Source organism: Spirosoma lacussanchae (genome assembly GCF_005870035.1).
GTDB classification, from domain to species: domain Bacteria; phylum Bacteroidota; class Bacteroidia; order Cytophagales; family Spirosomataceae; genus Spirosoma; species Spirosoma lacussanchae.
The window spans coordinates 2,409,298-2,429,594 of record NZ_SWJG01000001.1 but is presented as its reverse complement, the minus strand read 5'-3'; the positions used below and the strand labels follow the sequence as shown (position 1 = coordinate 2,429,594).

At 53.6% G+C, this 20,297-nt stretch carries 17 protein-coding genes and 1 other RNA gene; 7 read left to right on the top strand and 11 right to left on the bottom strand.

From position 1 onward, the window contains the following. Window positions 1–16 precede the first annotated feature (16 nt). The 5 genes from FBR45_RS10040 to FBR45_RS10020 form a co-directional block, all read right to left on the bottom strand. Window positions 17–1,048: an LLM class flavin-dependent oxidoreductase gene (locus tag FBR45_RS10040; protein ID WP_138501653.1), complete on the bottom strand. Its 1,032-nt coding sequence runs from the start codon at window positions 1,046–1,048 to the stop codon at window positions 17–19. A 10-nt stretch (window positions 1,049–1,058) separates the two neighbouring features. Further along, complete coding sequence (locus tag FBR45_RS10035) at window positions 1,059–2,063, bottom strand: ATP-grasp domain-containing protein (protein WP_138501651.1); 1,005 nt, start codon at window positions 2,061–2,063, stop codon at window positions 1,059–1,061. Window positions 2,064–2,159: 96 nt separating this feature from the next. After that, window positions 2,160–3,488, bottom strand: a complete 1,329-nt coding sequence (locus FBR45_RS10030) for a RagB/SusD family nutrient uptake outer membrane protein (RefSeq protein ID WP_138501649.1) — start codon at window positions 3,486–3,488, stop codon at window positions 2,160–2,162. A 20-nt stretch (window positions 3,489–3,508) separates the two neighbouring features. Next, a complete protein-coding gene (locus FBR45_RS10025; protein ID WP_138501647.1) occupies window positions 3,509–6,532 on the bottom strand; it encodes a SusC/RagA family TonB-linked outer membrane protein in 3,024 nt (1,007 codons plus the stop codon). 89 nt (window positions 6,533–6,621) lie between these two features. Beyond that, complete coding sequence (locus FBR45_RS10020; RefSeq protein WP_138501645.1) at window positions 6,622–7,875, bottom strand: peroxiredoxin family protein; 1,254 nt, start codon at window positions 7,873–7,875, stop codon at window positions 6,622–6,624. Between the two features lie 467 nt (window positions 7,876–8,342). Between FBR45_RS10020 and FBR45_RS10015 the strand changes: the two genes are divergently transcribed. Beyond that, a complete protein-coding gene (locus FBR45_RS10015; RefSeq protein ID WP_138501644.1) occupies window positions 8,343–8,792 on the top strand; it encodes an RrF2 family transcriptional regulator in 450 nt (149 codons plus the stop codon). Between the two features lie 82 nt (window positions 8,793–8,874). Here the strand turns inward: FBR45_RS10015 and FBR45_RS10010 are convergent, their stop codons facing one another. Next, window positions 8,875–9,453, bottom strand: coding sequence for a DUF4142 domain-containing protein (locus FBR45_RS10010; protein ID WP_138501642.1), 579 nt, complete (start codon window positions 9,451–9,453; stop codon window positions 8,875–8,877). A gap of 180 nt (window positions 9,454–9,633) precedes the next feature. Here FBR45_RS10010 and FBR45_RS10005 point away from each other — a divergent pair, with 180 nt between their 5' ends. After that, window positions 9,634–11,379 carry a GMC family oxidoreductase gene (locus tag FBR45_RS10005; RefSeq protein WP_138501639.1) on the top strand — a complete coding sequence of 582 codons (1,746 nt, stop codon included), beginning with the start codon at window positions 9,634–9,636 and terminating at the stop codon, window positions 11,377–11,379. A 154-nt stretch (window positions 11,380–11,533) separates the two neighbouring features. Next, window positions 11,534–12,172, top strand: a complete 639-nt coding sequence (locus FBR45_RS10000; RefSeq protein ID WP_138501637.1) for a gluconate 2-dehydrogenase subunit 3 family protein — start codon at window positions 11,534–11,536, stop codon at window positions 12,170–12,172. 71 nt (window positions 12,173–12,243) lie between these two features. On the opposite strand, the gene FBR45_RS09995 is transcribed toward FBR45_RS10000, so the two are convergent. Genes FBR45_RS09995 through cobT form a run of 4 tightly spaced genes read right to left on the bottom strand, consistent with a single transcriptional unit; the run spans window position 12,244 to window position 15,302 of the window. Beyond that, entirely contained in the window at window positions 12,244–12,786 is a 543-nt protein-coding gene (locus FBR45_RS09995; RefSeq protein ID WP_138501635.1) for a DUF6580 family putative transport protein, read from the bottom strand. Between the two features lie 9 nt (window positions 12,787–12,795). Continuing rightward, on the bottom strand, window positions 12,796–13,437 hold the full coding sequence (cobC, locus tag FBR45_RS09990) for an alpha-ribazole phosphatase family protein (protein WP_138501633.1): 642 nt from the start codon (window positions 13,435–13,437) through the stop codon (window positions 12,796–12,798). Between the two features lie 38 nt (window positions 13,438–13,475). Further along, entirely contained in the window at window positions 13,476–14,258 is a 783-nt protein-coding gene (locus FBR45_RS09985) for an adenosylcobinamide-GDP ribazoletransferase (RefSeq protein WP_138501631.1), read from the bottom strand. A 21-nt stretch (window positions 14,259–14,279) separates the two neighbouring features. Further along, window positions 14,280–15,302 (bottom strand): nicotinate-nucleotide--dimethylbenzimidazole phosphoribosyltransferase, encoded by a 1,023-nt coding sequence (cobT, locus tag FBR45_RS09980; protein WP_317128611.1) that lies wholly within the window; start codon window positions 15,300–15,302, stop codon window positions 14,280–14,282. 64 nt (window positions 15,303–15,366) lie between these two features. Between cobT and FBR45_RS09975 the strand changes: the two genes are divergently transcribed. Together FBR45_RS09975 and FBR45_RS09970 are read left to right on the top strand one after the other, a co-directional pair. Further along, window positions 15,367–15,861 carry a DUF421 domain-containing protein gene (locus FBR45_RS09975; RefSeq protein WP_138501627.1) on the top strand — a complete coding sequence of 165 codons (495 nt, stop codon included), beginning with the start codon at window positions 15,367–15,369 and terminating at the stop codon, window positions 15,859–15,861. Window positions 15,862–15,927: 66 nt separating this feature from the next. Beyond that, on the top strand, window positions 15,928–16,911 hold the full coding sequence (locus tag FBR45_RS09970) for an alpha/beta hydrolase family protein (protein WP_138501625.1): 984 nt from the start codon (window positions 15,928–15,930) through the stop codon (window positions 16,909–16,911). A 29-nt stretch (window positions 16,912–16,940) separates the two neighbouring features. Here FBR45_RS09970 and FBR45_RS09965 read toward each other — a convergent pair whose 3' ends face one another. Then, entirely contained in the window at window positions 16,941–17,582 is a 642-nt protein-coding gene (locus FBR45_RS09965) for a hypothetical protein (protein WP_138501623.1), read from the bottom strand. A gap of 170 nt (window positions 17,583–17,752) precedes the next feature. Between FBR45_RS09965 and ssrA the strand changes: the two genes are divergently transcribed. Both ssrA and FBR45_RS09955 read left to right on the top strand, forming a co-directional pair. After that, window positions 17,753–18,126, top strand: a transfer-messenger RNA (tmRNA) gene (gene ssrA, locus FBR45_RS09960). Window positions 18,127–18,261: 135 nt separating this feature from the next. Next, window positions 18,262–20,199, top strand: coding sequence for a DUF262 domain-containing protein (locus FBR45_RS09955; protein WP_138501621.1), 1,938 nt, complete (start codon window positions 18,262–18,264; stop codon window positions 20,197–20,199). Window positions 20,200–20,297: the final 98 nt, after the last annotated feature.

Sequence of the window (20,297 nt, the reverse complement as noted above, 5' to 3'; positions counted from 1 at the left end):
TGCCGGGCCGGAAAAATCAGGCGATGACGCGAATGACGGCTTCGGAGAACCGTTCCATCTCTTCTAGTTGCGGACTGCACTGCAGTAGCAGAAAGTCGACCCCAACGGCTTCGAAGGCCGCTACCTGCTCGGCAACCTGGTCTGGCACGCCGGTCAGGCCCGACCGCAGGCCCCGATTCGATACCGAATAGTCGGCCAGCGAAGGCTGCTTTTCCAGCTGGGTGCCGGCCAGCCACTGCTGGTAGTTTTTGTAGCCAGCCGATGAGTGCTGTACATTGGTGATGCGGTCGATCTCGCGCTTCACCTCGGCTTCGGTATTACGAACAATCGAGTAGCCCGCCACGCCGAACTTCATGGGCGGCAGCTCGGGTCGTAGCCGCGCGCGCCGTTCGCGGAGGTCGTTGATCCGGCGGCCGATAGCGGCTGGCTCGTCGCCGTGCATCACATACCCGTCGCAGAGGCTGGCAATCATGTTTTTGGCCGCTTCGGACTCACCGCCAGCGTAGATGAACGGCCGGGGCGAGGAGATCGGTTTGGGTTGCAGGATCGAGTCCTCTACCCGGTAGTAATTGCCGGTAAACGAAAAATGATCCTGTTTCCAGAGGTTGTCGACCACGTGCAGCCATTCGGCAGTGCGCGCATAGCGGTCGTCGTGCTGTTCAAAATGAACCCCGTATTTACGCGCTTCGTCCTGCCACCACGAGGATACGACGTTGAGGGTTAGCCGGCCTCCGCTGATGTGGTCGATATTGGCGGCTTGTTTGGCCAGCAGGGCGGGCTGGTGAAAAGTTGGCCGAACCGCGACCATCAGTTCGATGCGGTTCGTAACGGCCGCCAGCGCAGCAGCCGTCGACCAGGCATCGAGCGAAGGGGCCTCTTCGCCTTTTATGTCATTCAGGTTCAGTTCGGCAATCAGCGTCAGGTCGTAGCCCCAGTCTTCTGACCGCTGGGCCAGGTTTTTGACATAGGTCCAGTCGGGGCGCATCTGCTCGTCGTCGATGTTGCGAAGCCACCCGCCAAAAACGGGTAGCCAGTAGCCAAATTTCATAGTAATGGGGTTAAACGGATGCTGTCTCTAAAATCGGGACTGTCGGTGCGTCGGTCGGTAAAGTCGCCAGTTGCGTTTCCAGGTAATCGACGAAGCGGGCGTAGGGGTCGAAACCCACTACGTTCACGGCATCGGCGACGAAGTTGGAGAGAGCGTTAATGTCGTAGAAAAGCACCTCTCCGGTCTGGTCGTCGATCAGGTATTCGACCCCGCCCACGTCCATGTGAGCCGCCCGGGCAATCTGCTCCACCTGGGCGATGATCTCGGCCGGGGGCGTGTAGGCTTCTACCTGAATTCCTTTTTTGGGCGCTTCGGTCAGGCAAAAATCAGCCGAAGGCGCTTCGGGAATGGCGCAGATCTCGGCCGGACAGAGGTTGAAGCTCTCGCCCGTGGTGAAAACCTTCATGGCGTACAGAAATTTACCATTCAGCGTCTCTACGCGTACAATATGCCCACCCCGTGGCTGAATGTATTCCTGCACCAGGGCCGTCTGGTCGATTCCCAGGTCAATCTGGTCAGCCTCAATGGCAGCCTGTAACCCATCGGGCGTATCGAAACGGACAATCCCCGCCCCGGCCCCGCCGATATTCACCTTCACGACCAGCGGAACCCGGAGCTGGGCGGCTGCTTTCGGTATCTGCGACACATGGTTGACCACGAAGCTTTTGGGGAAGCGGAGATCCAGCGAGGCCAGCAACGCCAGCTGACGGGCTTTGTTCGTTTCGATGCTGGTGGCCACCGTACCGTTGACCACCCGAACGCCGATACGCTCCAGATGGGTCAGATAGCCCGCCGTATGGAAGATGCCCTGTCCGTTGCCGCGCAGGTAAGCCGATGAACTCATCCGGTTCACGACCAGTGCATACGGGCTTTCCGACTCGGACGGATCGTAGCGGTGATGAGCCGCGTCGATGCGTTCGTAGGGAATGGCCCGGCGGTCTAGCTCGGCAAACAGCGGCTTGAACCAGTCGGGGTGTTCATAATAGATGCCAATGGGTTTTTGCGGGTTACTCATAGTCTGTATTTCGTTTGCGAGACAACACCCAAATCGGGGTTCTGATTCATTAAACCGCGATTATCGCCGGGTATTTGTCCGTTCTGTCCCTGGCTGCTAATAGCCGGGGTTCTGTATCAGGTCGGGGTCGGCGGCAATGTCGTTGAACGGAATGGGGAATACCCATTTGCGTTGATCCGTCAGGCCGAGCACCTCACCCGCCCGCCCGGTGCGGACCAGGTCGAACCAGCGGTGGGCTTCGAAGGCAAACTCAATCCGCCGTTCGTTCTCGATGGCCAGGAGCAGGTTCGACTGGCTTGTTACGGTTACGGCCGAGAGGCCCGCCCGGCTTCGGATGGCGTTCAGATCGGCTAGCCCATCGGTGAGCTTGTCCTGGCGGGCACGGGCCTCGGCCCGGATCAGATACAATTCAGCCACTCGGATAATGTAGGCCGGATCGTCGCGCTGGGCAGCCCGGTTATACAGGTTTCCATACACAAAATCTGTTGTTCCAACCCGCACGGTAGCCAGTAGGGAATTACGGTTTCCACCAACATCGGCGCGGTTAACCAGTGTCGTAAACTCAGGCGTCGGCTGAAGGGTATACTGACCGCCCAATGCACTCGGGAACCAGTTGTTCCACTGGCTGTTCTGGTCGGCAATGCTGTAGGTGAGCTCCAGCACTGACTCTGTACTGCCGAAGGGGGCTGCCGAGAAGGCCCGGTAGGGAGTAACCAGCCGATAGGCTGCGCTGGCCAGTACCTGGGTCGCGTAATTCTCAGCCTCGGTCCACTGCCCCCGGTACAGGTGCAGCCGGGCCCGCAGCGCCCGGGCTGTATTTTTCACCGCCCGGTTTCTCGTTGTGCCGTCGGGCAGTAAACGTTCGGCTTCGATCAAATCGGCAAGAACCTGGTCATAGGTTTGTGCCAGTGTGCTGCGTTTGATGCCCTGTCCATCGGCTGCGGAGCGGGTCGGTTTCAACACGAGCGGTACGCCACCCCAGCCACGGCCAAGGTCGAAATACCCCAGGGCCCGGACAAAATAAGCCTCCCCCAGCAGCTGGTTTTTTTCGGTGGCTGTCAGCAGTGGATCGGTCAGGCCGGGCAGAGCCGCAATCACGTTGTTAGCCGAATTGATCGCCTGATAAATCTGGGTCCAGGTTTCGGTGATGATCACATTGTCGGCGCTCAGGGCGTTCTGATCGATCTGGTTAAACTGGTTCAGCGTCCCGTTGAAGCGAACATTGTCGCCGGGCAAATAGCCCAGCACCGGAAAGTTTAGCTGGTAATAGTTCTGGACACTACTGTAGGTGCCGAGCAGAGCCGCCCGTGCGCTGCCTGCATCGTTGATAGCCCGGCTATCGGGAAGCTGCTGAAAAGGCTGAACATCGAGCGTATCGCAGGAAGCCAGCAGAAACAGGATAAAAAAAGCGTGAATGTACTTCATGGTATTGCTCGAGAAAGTGGCTACAGACCAATGGTTAGCCCGGCCTGAATGGTACGGGGCTGGGGTACGGTGGCCCAGTCGAAGTTTTTGGTATTGGCTACGTTGCTTTGCGAGTTTACCTCAGGGTCGAGGCCCGAGTAGGGGGTAATGGTAAAGAGGTTGGTGGCCTGTATATAAGCCCGTACGGAAGCCAGCCGGAGCCGGGTCAAGAGCGGAGCCGGTAGCCGATATCCCAGCGACAGTGTACGTAGCCGGATGAACGAGCCGTCTTCGAGGTAGCGGTCGCTCAGGTTCTGCACAACGCCCCCGTAATTGTTGTTGTTGGGATCGGTGGTGAGCCTCGGAATAGAGGTCTGGTCGCCCCGCTGCTGCCAGCGGTTGAGCTGATCCGGGTAGTAGCCAATGTTTCGCTGCGTGCCGCCGTGGACCAGAAAGAACCGGTTCATATTCATGATTTTGGCCCCCTGTTCAACGTATAGGTTGAGGCCCAGGTCGAACCCTTTGTAGGCAAGGGTATTGGAGAAGCCGCCGAAAAAGTTTGGCCAGGCATTGCCAACCAGCTGCCGGTCAGCCACGGTGATGGCCCCGTCGTTGTTGACGTCCTGGTACTCGGCATTACCGGTTTCAGGATTGACCCTCGTTTGCCGATATAGCCAGAACGAGTATAAGGAAGCGCCTTCTTCGAGCCGGAAAATATCCCGCGAGCCGGTAGTGATGGGAGCCGCTAGCTTTTCGATGCGGTTGATGTTCCGGGCCAGGTTAAACGAACTACTCCAGCTCAGGTCTCGCCGGTTAATCCAGTTGGCGGTTACCTGAAACTCAATGCCTTTGTTACTGACGGCGCCGAAGTTCTGAATCACCGAGGAGTAGCCAAGCTTGCGGGGTACGGGAACATTCAGCAGCAGCCCATAGGTGTATTTGTCGTAGTAATTGACTTCCAGAGCCAGCCGCCGTTTCAGCACGGCTGCATCGAGCCCGATGTTCCACTGACGGGTCGTTTCCCAGCTCAGGTCCGGATTGGCCAGTTGCAGGGGAGCCGTACCGGGTAAATCGAGGTAGTTGGCTCCACCCTGCCACAGGCCCAGCGATGCGAAGTCGCTAATACCAGCCTGGTTGCCGGTCAGCCCCCAGCTGGCCCGGAGCTTTAGTTCATCGAAGGCATTCAAATTGCGCAGAAAATCTTCTTCCGACACCCGCCAGCCCAGGCCAACGGAGGGAAAGTAGCCCCAGCGCCGGGATACTCCGAACCGGGACGATGCATCGGCCCGCAGGCTGGCATCGAGTGAGTAGCGATCCCGGAAGTTGTAGTTGGCCTTGCCGAAGAACGAAACTAGCCCGGCTTTCGAGCGGCTCGATGAGCCGGTTTGGGTGGCTGATGACGCAATGGTTTGCAGATCGTTTGACGGAAACTGCTGTCCGCTCAGGGTGGTGCGCTGAAAGGTATTCTGCTGAAGGGTGTTGCCAACCAGAACCTGTACGGAATGCTGATCCGCAAAGGTTTGTCGGTAAGTCAGCACTTGCTCATTCAACAGGGTGACATCGCGCGAGAGAAACGACGTAGCCGTACCGCGGGGTTGCCCCGCCAGCAACAGCGTATTATTGTAATTGTTCTCGTACATGTCGTTGAAATCGATGCTCCAGCTGCTGCGCAGGCTCAGATGCGGAGAAAAGTCGTAGACACCGAACAAATTGCTGATGATGCGCGACCCTACCGCGTTGTTGTTCAGGTTATTGATGAGAGCCAAGTGGTTATCAAAGTTGCCGTATTTGGCATACGAGCCATCCGCGTTAAAGACGGGCAGGTTGGAGCGGGGAAACAGGGCTGAATTGATAACCCCCGCCGGATTGTTGTCGTTGCTGCTGACATTCCGGATGGTGCGGGCCAGGGTTGTGCTGGTCCCGATCTTGAGCCGGTCGTTTACCTGATTGTCGAGGTTGATGCGCAGGCTGTACCGTTCAAAATTGGTCGGTCGAACGATTGATTCCTGCCTGAAATAACCTCCTCCAATATAAAACTGCGTTTTGTCGGTACCGCCCGAGGCCGCCAGTTCATAGTTAGCCGTGCGGGCCGTCCGGAACAGATCGTTGATCCGGTCAAAGGTGGGCTGTTGCTGCGGTAGACCCAGGCCGCCGTCCGCTACAGCGCGGTAGGGGACATTGGCCGGGTTTCCGCCGTCGTTGATGAAGCGTTCATTTTCCAGTTCGGCCAGTTGCTGACCGGTTACTGTTTCGAAGAGCTTCGGCGCTTTCGACCAGCCCTGGTACGTGTCGAAAGTGAGCCGGGTTTTACCTGATTTGCCGCGTTTGGTGGTGATCAGGACAACCCCGTTGGCCCCACGCGATCCGTAAATGGACGTGGCATTAGCGTCTTTAAGAATCTCGATGGATCCGATATCGGCCGGATTCAGGTCTGCCAGCGGATTAGAAGGGACCTGGTTGCCGAGTCCAGTGGCTACCAGGTTGGTGTTGTTGATGAACACCCCGTCAACCACATACAGCGGATCGTTGCCGGCATTGACCGAGTTGGTACCCCGTACCCGGATAAAAATGCCACCCCCCGGCACGCCCGAGTTGGCCTGTACCTGCACCCCCGGGGCACGGCCCTGCAGAAGCTGATCGGGGCTCGCAACGGGAATGTCTTTCAGATCATCACCTTTTACGGTCGAGATAGCACTGGTCAGTGACTTTCGGCTCTGTTCGCCATAGCCCGTCACTACGATCTCCGACAATTGACGTATGTCATTCTGTAGCCGGATTGTTAAGACCTCACCTGTCGCTCTGACTTCCTGGGTGACGTAGCCAATGGCGCTGACGATCAGGAGACTGTTTGCCTGGGTAAGGGCCAGTGAGAAGCGCCCCTCGGCATCCGTCGACGTACCCTGATTGGTGCCTTTAACCGCAATGGTCACGCCGGGCAGGCGTTCTCCGTCTTCTGTTTGAACAGTGCCAGATAGGCGGGTTTGCGGGGACCCGCCAGATTGGGCCAGTACAGTACTGGTCAGGAGTAGCCAGCCGACTACCCACGCCGATAGAAATTTAAACATGGTATAAACTATGGTTACGTGAAAACTGGCCTGCCAGGGCCTGGTAATAAGCTGATCGAATCGGTTGCCGCCGATTCAGTCAGCGTCAGTTAGCGGCCGCCGGTTGCCGCCGGGACCGGTTCGTTTTTCAAGAGTTTGTCGATCGTCTGGTTAAATTCAGCTACGTAGGCATCATAATAGCTACCGGTAGCCGGACCCGTGTACCCCGTATGAATCTGCGCTACCTTACCCTGACGATCCAGTATAATCGTTGTCGGGAAGGCCAGTACTTTATTCAGAGCGGGGAGGGCGTCGGAAGCCGCTTGTTTGTCGGCCAGTCCCGCAAACAGGATGTCATATTGCACATCAAACCGGTTGATGAGCCGGGAGAGGGCAGTCCTGGCGAACGTGAGATCATTCTTCCGTTCAAAGGCCAGTCCGATAATTTCGACACCCCGCTGCCGGTTGGCTTTATACCAGGGCGCCAGAAAAGCCGCTTCGTCAATGCAGTTGGGGCACCAGCTGCCCAGTATGGTAACCACTACAACTTTGCCCTTGTATTTTGCGTCGGTAAGCGAAACCGGTTTCCCGTTCAGGTCGGGGAAAGTGAAAGCAAGTTGGTTATATCCTGGTTTCAGCTGGGTGAGGCTGTAGAGATCAGGTAGTTTGGCCGCATCATTCTTTTTGCCCGTTACCGGGATGGTGCCCCGGATGTAGCGAAACGCACCGGTCAGGCTGCCGTCAGGCTGGACGTTGCCCTGAAAAACCGAAGGCGATGATCCGCTGAACGCCGAAAGTCTGAACTCATTGCCAGTAACCTGTCCGTCGAGATACCGATAGTCCCCAGTCGTTGTCAGAATGGTTCCGGTTACGCGGCTGCCGGTTTGGGTAAAAACGCCCACGGTCTGATTGACGTCGTTTGGGTCGTTTGGATTTCGCTGGATGCCAATTTCCCATTTTCCGGTCAGGCTAATGGTCGGGGCAGCCCCTTCATCGAATCGGTCCGAACGCCCGTGCGCGGCCGTTACGGGGATGGCTCGTCCCTGACTAGCCCGGTAGATACCTGTCAACAGCTGACCCGAGCGTTTGAAACGAAGGCTGGCATCGTAGAGAGGAATGGGAATGATGATTGAATCGCCTTCGGCATGAGTGCCCGTCAGTTCTTCCCGCTCGTTTGCGTTCAGCAGGTAGACAGTTACCGCTGCATTTTCTCTGACCTGCACCTCGAAGTTAAACGGTATGGCTCCCGAGGAGGTTTGAAATTCGCCCCGGTACTGGCCGGCAGGCAACGAAACCGGCGTTTGCGCTAAGGCAACTGTACCCAAGAGCAGGGTACCGGTCAATGCACCTAAAGTTGCTTTCATAAAATTGGTTGCATAAAGTGAATGATTGATAATCAGTGACGCTTCTTTATTTTCATTCTTAATCTATATATTTAATAGATTGATCTTTAAAATAAAGAAGCCAGTGTGTAGACTGACTTGTCTGGAGTGGGCAGTGGCGGAACCGAACTACTGACAGCAAAATTGAGGTGTGAAGTTTAGTTCTGCAAGAAAAAGTTAAAAAAATGATTGTCAAGTGGTTATGTAATACTCTATCGGGTTTTAGGTGTATTGGCTAGTACGATTGCTCATAAAAAAAGTAGAGGTTGTACCAAGTAGGTCAGCCACAGGGAGTAAGCTGAACGGGCCGGAAACGAGTGTAGAGGAAGCTCGCTTTTAGGAAAAGAAACCGGTCAAAATTTTTATTTTTCAAAATAGTGCACAAAATTTATAGGACAAACAGACTAGTTCTGGTAGTCTATAGGCTTGCAACGTTAACCTAAGCACGTATGATCTCGAAAAAAGCGAAATATGCCATCAAGGCCCTCAAAGCACTGGCAGCTGCGTACGGCAACGGACCGGTGCTGATTGCATCGATTGCGGAAAAGGAATCGATTCCGCAAAAATTTCTGGAGACCATACTCCTGGAGTTGCGAAATCATGGTATTCTGCAAAGTCAGAAAGGAAAAGGAGGGGGATACATGCTCCGGGTCGAGCCCGAACGGATTACCCTGGCTCAAGTCGTGCGCATCATTGACGGGCCTATTGCGCCCACTCCTTGTGTGTCATTGAATTTCTACGTCCGCTGCGACGACTGTGAGGATGAAGAAACCTGCGCCATTCGACCCATTATGTTAAAGGTTCGCAATGCGAATCTGAGTGTGTATGAATCCACGACTATGCAGATGCTGGTTGACGGTACACACGCGCTGACCCTGCTAGCCCAGCCTGCTGTGTAAATAGAACATGGACCCTGTCCTGAAAACACCAAAGGCCGGAACCCGTGTGGTCCGGCCTTTGGGGCGCTAGGCTTCGCACGGCCTAGGCGTTTTTCATGTTCTTATCGATAGTGGTAATTCGCTCCAGGTGTTTCTGAAGCGTAGGCAGTGTTTTGGCCGCAAAGGCTTTGACGTCGGCATCTTTAGCATCATCGGCAGCCTCTTTGAACAGTTTTACGTCTTCTTCGTGGTCATCGACCATAAGCTCTACGTATTTTTTGTCAAATTCAGCGCCGGTCAGTTTAGCCAGCTCATCCACGTGTTTCTGCTCGTCATCGCCGAGTCGGGCGGGCAGGGTGATGTTTTTCTGCCCGGCCAGTGTCTTTAGCTCATCGTGAGCCATCTGGTGGTCTTTTAGCATCATGGCGGCAAACTCCTTAACGTCGTTGCTTTGGGCTTTCTCACGGGCCATACGGGCCAGTTCCATTTCGAGCATACCCCCATTAGCGGCTTTCACCGCAAAGTCGTTATCATCATCAGCCTGACCAGTGCCGGCCTGTTCTTTAGTGTCGTTGGCATCGTGGGCGTTTTCAACACTGTCGGTACTGTCTTTTTTGTTTTCGTTGCAGGCCTGTAACCCCAGGGTTGCCGCAACGAGCATCATTACGAGCGTCTTTTTCATAGCGTTGTTGTGTATACGAGTGAACCTTCTAGTATGGAACCGGCAGGCATTCATCTCGTTTACCAGCTCCCCATTTCTCTATTAAACGGACTTATGTTGGGTAATTCTGGTTGATTGTTTCCTTTCTTTAAAAGTAAAAATTACTTTCGGGACTTAACCGAATTAACGTACAACCCTTGTATGGACCCATTTCAGATTCAGAAACCCCCCACGCAGTTTGACGTAGCCATTGTTGGCTCCGGCGCTGGGGGGGGTATGGCGGCTTATACACTGGCAAAAGCCGGGGCAAAAGTCGTGCTTCTCGAAGCCGGTGGCTATTATGATCCTGCCGACCCCAAGTATATTACCCAGCTGAAATGGCCATGGGAATCGCCCCGGCGGGGGGCCGGTACCACGCGGGCCTTCGGTGATTTCGATGCCGCCTGGGGCGGCTGGGATATTGAAGGCGAACCGTATACCACCGCCAAGGGCACCGAGTTTCACTGGTTTCGGTCTCGTATGCTTGGCGGGCGGACTAACCACTGGGGACGTATTTCACTCCGGTTCGGTCCTGATGATTTTCGGCGTCGGAGTATGACTGGCGTTGGTCAGGACTGGCCCATCGGCTACGATGATCTGAAACCGTTTTACGATCGGGTAGACCGGCTTATCGGCGTGTTCGGGTCAGTCGAGAACTTTCCGAACGAGCCCGATGGTATTTTCCTGCCGGCCCCCAAACCCCGGCTCCACGAGCTGATGATCCGGAAAGGCGCCCGTAGTATCGGAATCCCGGTAATCCCGTCGCGGCTGTCGATGCTGACCAAGCCCATCAACGATGAGCGGGGGTCTTGCTTTTACTGTGCGCAATGCGGTCGTGGTTGTCAGGCCTATGCCGACTTCTCGTCATCATCGGTGCTGGTAAAACCGGCCATGAAAACCGGTAATGTTACCCTGATCAATGGAGCCATGGTCCGCGAAGTGATCACCGACCCGGCCACGGGCCTGTGTACGGGCGTGAGCTACGTCGACACCCAGACGTTGCAGGAAGTGACCATCAAGGCCAAATCGGTGGTCCTGGCGGCCAGTGCGGGCGAAACGGCCCGGTTGCTGCTGAACTCCAAGTCGAGCCGGTTCCCGACGGGACTCGCCAACAGCAGTGGTGTGGTTGGTAAATACATCAACGACTCTACCGGGGCCAGCCGTTCAGCATTCGTACCGGCCCTGATGGATCGGAAACGCTACAACGAAGACGGCGTAGGGGGGATGCACGTGTTTACGCCCTGGTGGCTGGATAACAAGAAGCTGGACTTCCCAAGGGGGTACCATATCGAATACTGGGGTGGCATGGGAATGCCTGCCTATGGATTTGGCTGGGGCGTTGAAGCGCTGAACGGTATGATTGCCGCCCGCGATGGCAGCAAGAAACCGGGGGGCGGGTACGGCGCCGGGCTGAAAGATGACTACCGCCGGTTCTACGGCGCCTACGTCGGTATGGCCGGCCGGGGAGAGCCGGTACCGCTCGAAAGTAATTACTGCGAAATCGACCCCAACGTGGTAGATAAATACGGTATTCCTGTACTGCGGTTTAACTACAAATGGTCTGATTATGAAGTGAAGCAGGCCAAACACATGCAGGATACCTTCGAGGAAATTATTCATTCCATGGGGGGGATAGCTCTGGGCGAAAAACCCGGTGCCGAAAACAGCTACGGACTGGAAGCACCCGGCAAGATCATCCACGAAGTCGGTACATCCCGCATGGGGAACGACCCGAAAACGTCGGCCCTCAACAAGTTTCAGCAGGCGCACGACGTGAAAAACCTGTTCGTGGTCGATGCGGCCGCGTTCCCGTCGCAGGGGGATAAAAACGTAACCTGGACCATCCTGGCCAGTTCGATGCGCACCTCGGAGTATTTGATCGATCAGGTTAAAAAGAAAAATATTTAACAGAACCGGTTTGCGGAGTTTTCGTTGCCGGTAGCAGGCCAGACCTGAGTATCGTTCTCAGGCTGTCTGCTACCCGACAGGTTCGAAACCCTAGGATGGTGACGAATGTGGGTCAGGGCAAACGAGACACCAGTAAACTACTAACAGGACCGCTATGAAACGGAGAGATTCATTAAAAGCGTTGTCGCTGACGGGCTTTGGGCTGGCGGTTGGTCCAACCGAAGCTGCTGTGCCGGCTCCCCCCGATGTAAAGCCACTGAAGATTCCGGGTGGCCGGCAGAAGTTCGAAGCCGAGCGGGATGCAAAGCTGATGGCGGAGAAGTTTTTTACGCCCCACGAGCTTCAGACGGTAACCGTCTTGTCGGATATTATCATACCGGCCGATGAACGGTCGGGGAGTGCGTCGCAGGCGGGGGTGCCGGCCTTCATCGAATTCATGATGAAAGATCAACCCCGGAACCAGACCCCCATGCGGGGTGGTATCCGCTGGCTCGACAACACCTGTACCAAGCGGTACGGTAAGCCATTTGTCCAGTGTACCAAAGCGCAGCAGATCGATATGGTCGAGCAGATCGCTTATCCGGCGCTGGCGAAGCCCGACATGACGCAGGGGGCTTCGTTCTTTACGCTGATGCGTAACCTGACGGCTTCCGGTTTCTTTACCAGCCAGATAGGGATCAAGGACCTGGGCTATGTCGGCAACACCCCCAACCAGTGGAACGGCGTGCCGGACGATGTGCTCAAGCAGTATGGCCTGGCCTACGAAGAGCGCGAATTAAATCCGGGGAAATAGTAAATATTTTATTTCTAAACGAAGCGGCCCCGTTACTCAACGGGGCCGCTTCGTTTGGGAGCCTAAGACGATTACCGATGAGCGGGGCGCAACACCGGAAACCGCTGTTGAAGCAGGTAGTAGCAGCCGAACAGCAGGCCACTGAAAAACAGGTCGCCGACCAGTCCGTTCAGGAAGAACGAGGTGCCGTTGTAAAAAGCAAGCCCGGCGGCATAGCAGCTCATCAGACCAGCCGCCGTTTGCGGGTAGAACGAGCTACCGAACCATACGGCAAAATTCGTAATCAGAAAAAACAGCACCGACGACGTAACCGAAGCGGCTGCTATCCGACCCGCCGTGGGCTGGCGCAGGGCGTAGAGGCCAATCAGCCAGGTCAGGGCAAAGCTGACATATACGGCCGCCATGCCACTGTGAAACCCGATCAGCGCATCGCTCAGCAGCATAGCCGCCAGCGGGGCCACCAGGCCGAGCCACCGGCGTTCGAACGCGGCTGCACCGAATAAAGCAACAGCCGCTACCGGAGTGACGTTAGGCCAGTGGGGCAGGATCCGGAACAGGGCCGTAGCCAGAACGATCGTGGTCAGGGTCGTTAAACGAATGTGAAGCGGCTTCATGAAGAAGAGTCAGCGATTGATGTATTGAATCGTATAAGACGATCCGGTTAAAGTTAGTTTCGTAACGGCCCCATAATCGAGGTTTATCCGATACGCATTTTGCAAAGATAAATCCAGAAATAGACACAGCAAAGCCCGTATGACGCCCCCGTGCGAAACAATGCAGACCGACTGGCTGGTCGGTTGATCGGCCAGGGGCAGGATCTGCTCCTGCCAGAACGAACTGACCCGCCCGAACAGGTCGCTGAAGTTTTCGCCGTTGGGGGTGCGGACGTTGACAAAGTCAGCCATCCAGGGGTCCAGCTCCGCGCGGTCGATATCGGCCCAGGGTTTCATCTCCCAGTCGCCAAAATGAAACTCTTTCAGTCGGTCATCGTACTGAACAACAGGCTGATGGGCGTCAATCACGTTGGTCTGCCCCGGTGCCGTTTCGATGCGGCTACCGACGGACAGGGCCGTAGCCAGATCTGTGGCCAGGCGTTTGCACCGACTCAGCGGAGACGAGAAAATGGCCATCGGGTCGACGGGCAGGTGGAGCAGGAGCTTGTCCCGCTGCTCCTCGTACACGTCGGCCAGATCTACATCCGTTTGCCCATACGCTACCCGACGACCCACCGAAACTTCCGTATGACGAATTAAATAAACATCCATAATGAGTGATGAGTGATGAGTGATGAGTGATGAATCATTCATATCGACACCCAGAGCAGGGAGACGAAAGAGAGGTAGATGATGACCTCGGCGAGTTGCTGGGTGGCGCCCAGGCAGTCGCCGGTGTAGCCGCCCAGCCATTTGTTGAAAAAATGAATCAGCCGCCAGCGTAGTACCAGCAGCGGGATGAGAAACAGGCTGTAGATCCAGAGACCGGTCAGCACGATCAGGGCCAGCAGGGGTGCGAGGCCCAATAGGATGGCTAGGGCCAGTTGCGGGCGGGTTATTCCCTGCGCAATGGGTTTGGCTTTGGCATCGAGGTCCTCGCGGGCATAGGGTAATGACCGAATCACCGTAGCCGCCGTCAGTCGACTCAGGCTGTGGGCCGATACGTATTTGAGGGCCAGTATCCAGCCGAACGCTTCGACGGTCAGCATAGCCTGCAAGGCGAAGAATTTGACGGCCAGCAGCAGACCCAGCCCAATTGTGCCGTAGGTACCGAGTCGACTATCCTTCATGATGGTCAGGATCTGGGACTTGGTCCAGCCTCCGCCGAAACCGTCGCATACATCGGCAAACCCGTCTTCGTGGAAGGCACCCGTGACCCATACCGTCGCCACCATGCTGAACAGGATAGGCAGAAACTGGGGCGGGAACAAGACCGTAGCGAGCCAGTAGACACCCACACCAATGGCGCCGACAATCCAGCCGATCACCGGGAAAAAGACCGTCGCCCGGTTCAAGGCTTCGGCCGAATGATCGATCGATTTCGGCACCGGCAGGCGGGTATAGAACATCAGGGCCGTAAAGAATAAACGCATATAAGAAAGCAGAACGAGTACCTACGCCTGTAAACTATCCATACTAGCCATTTCGTTCAGCATACCTACCGCGGCCTGCAGGAGCGGATACGCCAGTGCACAGCCCGTTCCCTCACCCAGCCGCATCCGCAGGCGCAGTAGCGGCTGTACATTGAGATAGTCGAGCATCAGGCGGTGGCCGGTCTCGTCAGACTCGTGGCAGAAAATGCAGAACCGGTCCAGGTCGGGGTTGATGGTCCGGGCTACCAGCAGGGCCGCCGTCGCGATGAACCCATCGATGAGAATGACCATCTGCTCCTCAGCCGCCTGCAAGAGTCCGCCCACCATGGCTGCGATTTCAAGACCGCCCATAGCCGCCAGAATCGCCAGGGGATCGGTCAGGTCGGCGTAGCGTTCGGCTACCGACCGCAGCACAGCCTGCTTGTGGGCCAGCCCGGCATCGTCGAGACCCGTACCGCGACCCACGCAATCGACCAGGGGGAGACCCGTAAACCGATGCATAAGCAGGGCGGCCGAGGACGTATTGCCAATGCCCATCTCACCGAAGCCTACGACATTACAATTTCGGTATCTAACACCGTTAACCATCGTTTTTCCCGCATCCAGGGCCGCTTCGCACTCATCCGGGGTCATGGCTGGTTCGAGGCTCATGTTCCGGGAACCAGCCCGTATTTTGTATTTCACCAGGGTCGAAGCACCCGGCGTACCGGCCTGGGTATCGAAGCTCCCGTTCACCCCGACATCGCACACGAGCAGGTTCAGTCCATTCTGTCGGCAAAAGACGTTGATGGCTGCTCCACCCGCCATAAAGTTGTGGACCATACCGTGGGTGATGTGGGACGGATAGGCGCTGACTCCTTCGGCTGCCAGGCCATGATCGGCGGCAAAGACCAGCACGTGCGGATGAAGCAGGGCCGGGGTTTCGGTTTGCTGAATGAGGGCAATCTGAACCGCCAGGTCTTCCAGCTGGCCTAATGCCCCGAGGGGTTTGGTTTTGGTGTCGATTAAATGTCTGATCCGTTCGGCATGCATACGTGTAATCACAAAAGCTTTTACGAACTCAAAGGTCTTAAATGAGTTGTTAGAAACAGACTGAACAGCCCATATAATGGACAAATTATTGGAAATCGACTGGGATAGTGTATTTATCCCCAGCAGTTCTGTAGCCGAAATTTTCGTGCGGGGTACCCTGACCTACCTGGTGGTGCTGGCTTATTTCCGTGCGTTCCGGCGGGGGACGGGGCAGCTCAATATCAGTGATCTGCTCCTGGTAACGCTGGTCTCCGACGCGGCCCAGAATGCCATGGCTGGAACATACGAATCCGTCACAGAAGGGGTTGTGCTGGTTGGCACACTCGTTTTCTGGGATTATCTGATCAACTGGCTCGGCTATCGATCCGTGTTTTTTGACCGGGTGGCCTCCCCGGAGCCAGCTCTACTGATCAAAGACGGCGTCCTGCAGCGCCAAACTATGAAGCGGGAACTGCTGACCGAAGATGAACTGAAAGGGATTCTGCGCGAAAAAGGGGTGGAGGACTATACCACCGTGAAGCTGTGCTACCTCGAAGGCAGCGGAAATGTCAGCGTTATCGAGAAAAAATGAGGATATTCGAGGGCAATCGCTTCGTCCGCTATTCTGATTAATAGTAGTCACAGTACCCTTCACTTCATGCGTATACATCTTCAATTGGTACTCCTGATCGGTCTTACAGCCGGGTCAGCATTGGCCCAAACGACCGAACCCATCCGATATACCACAACCGTACCGGCTGGCCTGAGCCTGACCCTGGAGGGAACCCTGAGCCTACCCGCTGATTCTCGTAAACCGGTTCCGGTCGTACTACTGATTGCTGGCTCGGGGCCCACCGACCGCGACGGAAACAGCCCGGGGCAGATTGCGAGCCTGGGTACGCTCAAAGCCGCTTCGTACCGTCTGCTGGCCGACAGCCTGGTTAAGCAGGGAATTGCCGTGGCTCGGTACGACAAACGCGGGTCGGGGACCAATACCCTGGCTACCAGTGCGCTGATAAAGCCGGAAGACCACCGCTTCGACTACTATGTGCAGGATGCGGTGGGGTTTATCCGGCAGCTGATGGCCGATAAACGGTTTAGCCGGGTCTACGTAGCCGGGCACTCGGAAGGTTCGCTGGTGGGTATGCTGGCGGCCCGGGCAACCAAACCGGCCGGGTTCATCTCCCTGGCCGGGGCAGGACGTAACATTGCCGAGGTGCTCAAAACCCAGTTGCAGCAACTGCCTGAATCCGCCCGCGAACTGGCCTACCGCGACCTCGACTCCCTGCGGGCCGGCCAGCGGGTTACGGCACCCGAAACAAGCGCGCTGATGGTGCTGCACCCGAAACTACAGCCCGCCATGATATCCTGGATGCAGTACGACCCCGCCCTGGTCCTTAAAGACGTGCCCGGCGCTATCCTGATCATCAACGGCCGGCACGATTTGCAGGTGGCCATCAGCGAAGCCGAAGCGCTGAAGGCCGCCCGCCCCGACGCACGGCTGCTGCTGTTCGACCAGATGAACCACGTCCTGAAAGACGCCCCCGCCAGCGGGCTCGAGCACCTGCGAACCTATACGGACCCGAACTATCCGCTAACCCCCGGTCTGGCAACCGGTATAGCCCGGTTTATACGGCCGTAGCGCCTGCCGGGTCCGCGACCGACGGTAGTTCAGTTGGCCGAGTAGTGATTGAGGTAAGCAATCAGCCGCTCGAAGTTCATCTGTTCGTAGGGGTTCTGGGTCTGGCGGGTCAGCATATGCCGATACGCATCGATGAGCCCATCGAAATGGGGGTTGTGGTTGAGTCGGGCTACGATCAGCCCTTTATAGCAGCGGTGCGCCTGGTTGTAGACGTAGGGACAAGGCTGATTTGCCTGTTCGTTGAACAGCCGGTCGAGGGTGGGCAGGCTACAGACATCCTGCAGAAACGCGAAGCCGTGAGTATCAAAAAAATCGCGGATTTCGTCACACACAGCGGCCAGGTCGGCCGGGGAGCCGATTTTATACCGGAAATAGAGCCGCTCGGTGAACTTGCCTATGGAGATGATGAGGGTATTGGCATCGGACCGGAAATCGACCAGATTGTTAAGAAACTGCTGGGCGATCTGCTCGACCTGCTGGTTGCGGCAGCCGAAATTAACTTCGAGCAGCGTCTCGCTGTCGTAGAACGAGGGCGACAGGATGACATTCAGAAACCCCTGCGGAGTCTGGTGGCGGTACTGCTTCTTTTCGGGAATAAGCGAATAGCCGTGTCCGTCAAAAAAAGGAGTCAGCAGCTGGTAGAGGTCGGTTTCGAACGGCGTCAGTGTCATTGGTGATGAAGAGCGTAGGCCGGTAGGGACCGGGGTAGCGGCATAACTAATTCAGAACGAATAAGTTTGCTGTTCTGGCACAATATGACGACAAAATTGTGAGTAAATCAGTGAACCAACCGGGTACGGCAGGCGTTGTTTGAGTACGCGCCCTACCGGGTGTTCACACTGGGGACGACCGGAATTGACAGCTTGCTGAGGTCGCGTGTAAGCATGCCGGGAGTTGACGGTATTTCCCGCCCAAACAAATCGTCAAAACAATAACTGGCGAATATAACTACGCCATGGCTGCCTAATCCGGAGGATTAAGCAATAGCCATTGTCTCCCCGGTCTACGTGCTGCTGGCTGGATCAGGAGGCATCGACTCGCAGCGCTGGCTCAGTTTATGGTGTTAACGGCTGAGTAAGACACAAGCACCTACGGATGAAGGTTGGCCTGACGCGATCCTGCCCGATTCCCGACAATCCCAATCGCGGCTAAGCATGTAGAAGGCACGACGGGTTCCTTGACTGGACGAGAGTTCGAATCTCTCCGTCTCCACAAAATTCCCAAAAACCCCGAAATTGGATCAGTTTCGGGGTTTTTAATGGGTTGCATGCAAGGTATTACAACTTCATAACTTAGTTGATAAAAGTCAATCGATTGAAGTATTCCCAGTAAAAAACATTTTAGCTTATTATGGATACACAATTACAATCCGTCTCCAAACTATTTACAGAAAAACTTTACAGAATACCTGATTATCAACGTGGATATGCTTGGGGTGAAAAGCAACTAAAAGAGTATTGGGGAGATGTTTTACAATTAGAAAATGAAAAGAATCACTACGTAGGCGTTCTGACTTTAGAAGAAGTTAGTAGCCATATTTACGAAACTTGGGAGGATGATTTATGGATAATTAAATCTAAGAGCTTTAAGCCATATTTTGTTGTTGACGGTCAGCAGCGACTAACTACTACTGTGATATTATTGCAGGCCATAACTGAATCTGTTAGCGAGACTTCTAAGCTAAATTTTAACACGATACAAGAAATTAGAAAGCGATTTATATTCGATTCTAAAGATGATGGCATATCAAGATCATATATATTCGGTTATGAAAAAGATAATCCAAGTTGCAATTTTTTAAAGAAAAATATTTTCAGAGAAAAAAATAGCGATAGCTACATAGAAGAAGAAACAATTTATACTTTAAATTTATATAGAGCTAAAAATTTCTTTATTGAAAGGTTGCAGGAACTTAATAAAGCTGATATTGAGAATATATTTACAAAAATTACACAGAGATTTCTTTTCAATATCTATACAATATCTAGTGATATAGATGTCTTTGTAGCTTTTGAAACGATGAATAATAGAGGTAAACCTCTGTCTCATTTAGAGCTATTAAAAAACAGACTAATATATCTATCGACCAAATTTGATGTTAAAGAGTATGAACAACAGAAGCTTAGAAGAACTGTTAATGATTGCTGGAAAGCCTTATACCATGTATTGGGGAAAAACAAGGAGAAACCTTTGGATGATGATCTATTTTTATTAAACCATACACTTCGATATTTTGGGCCAGAATTTTTTAAAGCAGAAAATAGAGGAGCATTAAATCGTATATATATAGAAAGATTCAGAAAAGATTATCCTGACTTTTTATTAGAAAATAAATTTACGCCGAAGAATATAGATACAAAGACTGCAAGTAAAAAACTTTCAGTAAAAAATATTTATGAGTATGCAAGTGATCTTCAAGCTTCTATACTTGTGTGGTATGATATATTTAATCCTGCATCCAGTAATAAGTTTAACGATGAAGAAAAACTGTATTTAACTAGAATACATAGATTAGGAATAAATTCAGTATTACCTCTTTTGCTTGACGTATATAGTAGCGAAACACCAAAGGAGCGTTCTGTAATATTTCTAAGTCTATTAGAAAGACTTTTATTCGTTAGCATATTCTTCCACAGATTCAATAATCAAAGTGAATTTTATGATATGGTATTGCAACACTCAAAAAAAAAGGACAAAATTGGTTCATATATAAACACCTTGATTGAGCGCAACAAAGTTATTAATAAATATGGACTAGTAGAAGATAGGTTAATTGATAGTTTCAGAAGAGGATTCTATAAATGGGAAGCAATAAGATATTTATTATACGAATATGAGCTTAGTCTTAAAGGACAGACAAAAACGGCAAGAAACAAGATAGATTGGAACGAGCTCAATAAAGAATCATCTGACTACATTACCGTAGAGCATATATATCCTCAAAATGCTAGTGCAGATTGCTGGTCTGTAATTAATAATCATTATAGTGCATCAGAGCGTCAAATTCTTGCTGATAGCTTAGGAAACTTGTTACCCTTATCTACAGCTAAAAACTCTAGTTTGCAAAATATTTGCTTCAAGACAAAAGTAGACAGGAAGGATGGTTTGGCGGGTTACAGATACGGCTCATATTCAGAGATAGAAGTTTCTCAATGTCCAGACTGGACCGCACAGGAAATATTAAAGAGAGGAGTAAAGCTACTTGAGTTTGTGGAGAAGAGATGGGCCATTAAGCTTGGTGACTACGATCAAAAAGTTAAAATTCTTCGATTGAGGTTTGTAAAATAATGGGGGAACAAGTGCACAGTTCTAAGCATTAGTATTGGCACTTATCCTTTTATTACTCATTGCTGAAACAATCAATAAATAGTTCAGATACCAATATG

Coding starts and splice junctions, on each gene's coding strand:
- FBR45_RS10040 (WP_138501653.1), bottom strand. CDS start 1,048: ATGAAATTTGGCTACTGGCTACCCGTTTTTGGCGGGTGGCTTCGCAAC.
- FBR45_RS10035 (WP_138501651.1), bottom strand. CDS start 2,063: ATGAGTAACCCGCAAAAACCCATTGGCATCTATTATGAACACCCCGAC.
- FBR45_RS10030 (WP_138501649.1), bottom strand. CDS start 3,488: ATGAAGTACATTCACGCTTTTTTTATCCTGTTTCTGCTGGCTTCCTGC.
- FBR45_RS10025 (WP_138501647.1), bottom strand. CDS start 6,532: ATGTTTAAATTTCTATCGGCGTGGGTAGTCGGCTGGCTACTCCTGACC.
- FBR45_RS10020 (WP_138501645.1), bottom strand. CDS start 7,875: ATGAAAGCAACTTTAGGTGCATTGACCGGTACCCTGCTCTTGGGTACA.
- FBR45_RS10015 (WP_138501644.1), top strand. CDS start 8,343: ATGATCTCGAAAAAAGCGAAATATGCCATCAAGGCCCTCAAAGCACTG.
- FBR45_RS10010 (WP_138501642.1), bottom strand. CDS start 9,453: ATGAAAAAGACGCTCGTAATGATGCTCGTTGCGGCAACCCTGGGGTTA.
- FBR45_RS10005 (WP_138501639.1), top strand. CDS start 9,634: ATGGACCCATTTCAGATTCAGAAACCCCCCACGCAGTTTGACGTAGCC.
- FBR45_RS10000 (WP_138501637.1), top strand. CDS start 11,534: ATGAAACGGAGAGATTCATTAAAAGCGTTGTCGCTGACGGGCTTTGGG.
- FBR45_RS09995 (WP_138501635.1), bottom strand. CDS start 12,786: ATGAAGCCGCTTCACATTCGTTTAACGACCCTGACCACGATCGTTCTG.
- cobC (WP_138501633.1), bottom strand. CDS start 13,437: ATGGATGTTTATTTAATTCGTCATACGGAAGTTTCGGTGGGTCGTCGG.
- FBR45_RS09985 (WP_138501631.1), bottom strand. CDS start 14,258: ATGCGTTTATTCTTTACGGCCCTGATGTTCTATACCCGCCTGCCGGTG.
- FBR45_RS09975 (WP_138501627.1), top strand. CDS start 15,367: ATGGACAAATTATTGGAAATCGACTGGGATAGTGTATTTATCCCCAGC.
- FBR45_RS09970 (WP_138501625.1), top strand. CDS start 15,928: ATGCGTATACATCTTCAATTGGTACTCCTGATCGGTCTTACAGCCGGG.
- FBR45_RS09965 (WP_138501623.1), bottom strand. CDS start 17,582: ATGACACTGACGCCGTTCGAAACCGACCTCTACCAGCTGCTGACTCCT.
- FBR45_RS09955 (WP_138501621.1), top strand. CDS start 18,262: ATGGATACACAATTACAATCCGTCTCCAAACTATTTACAGAAAAACTT.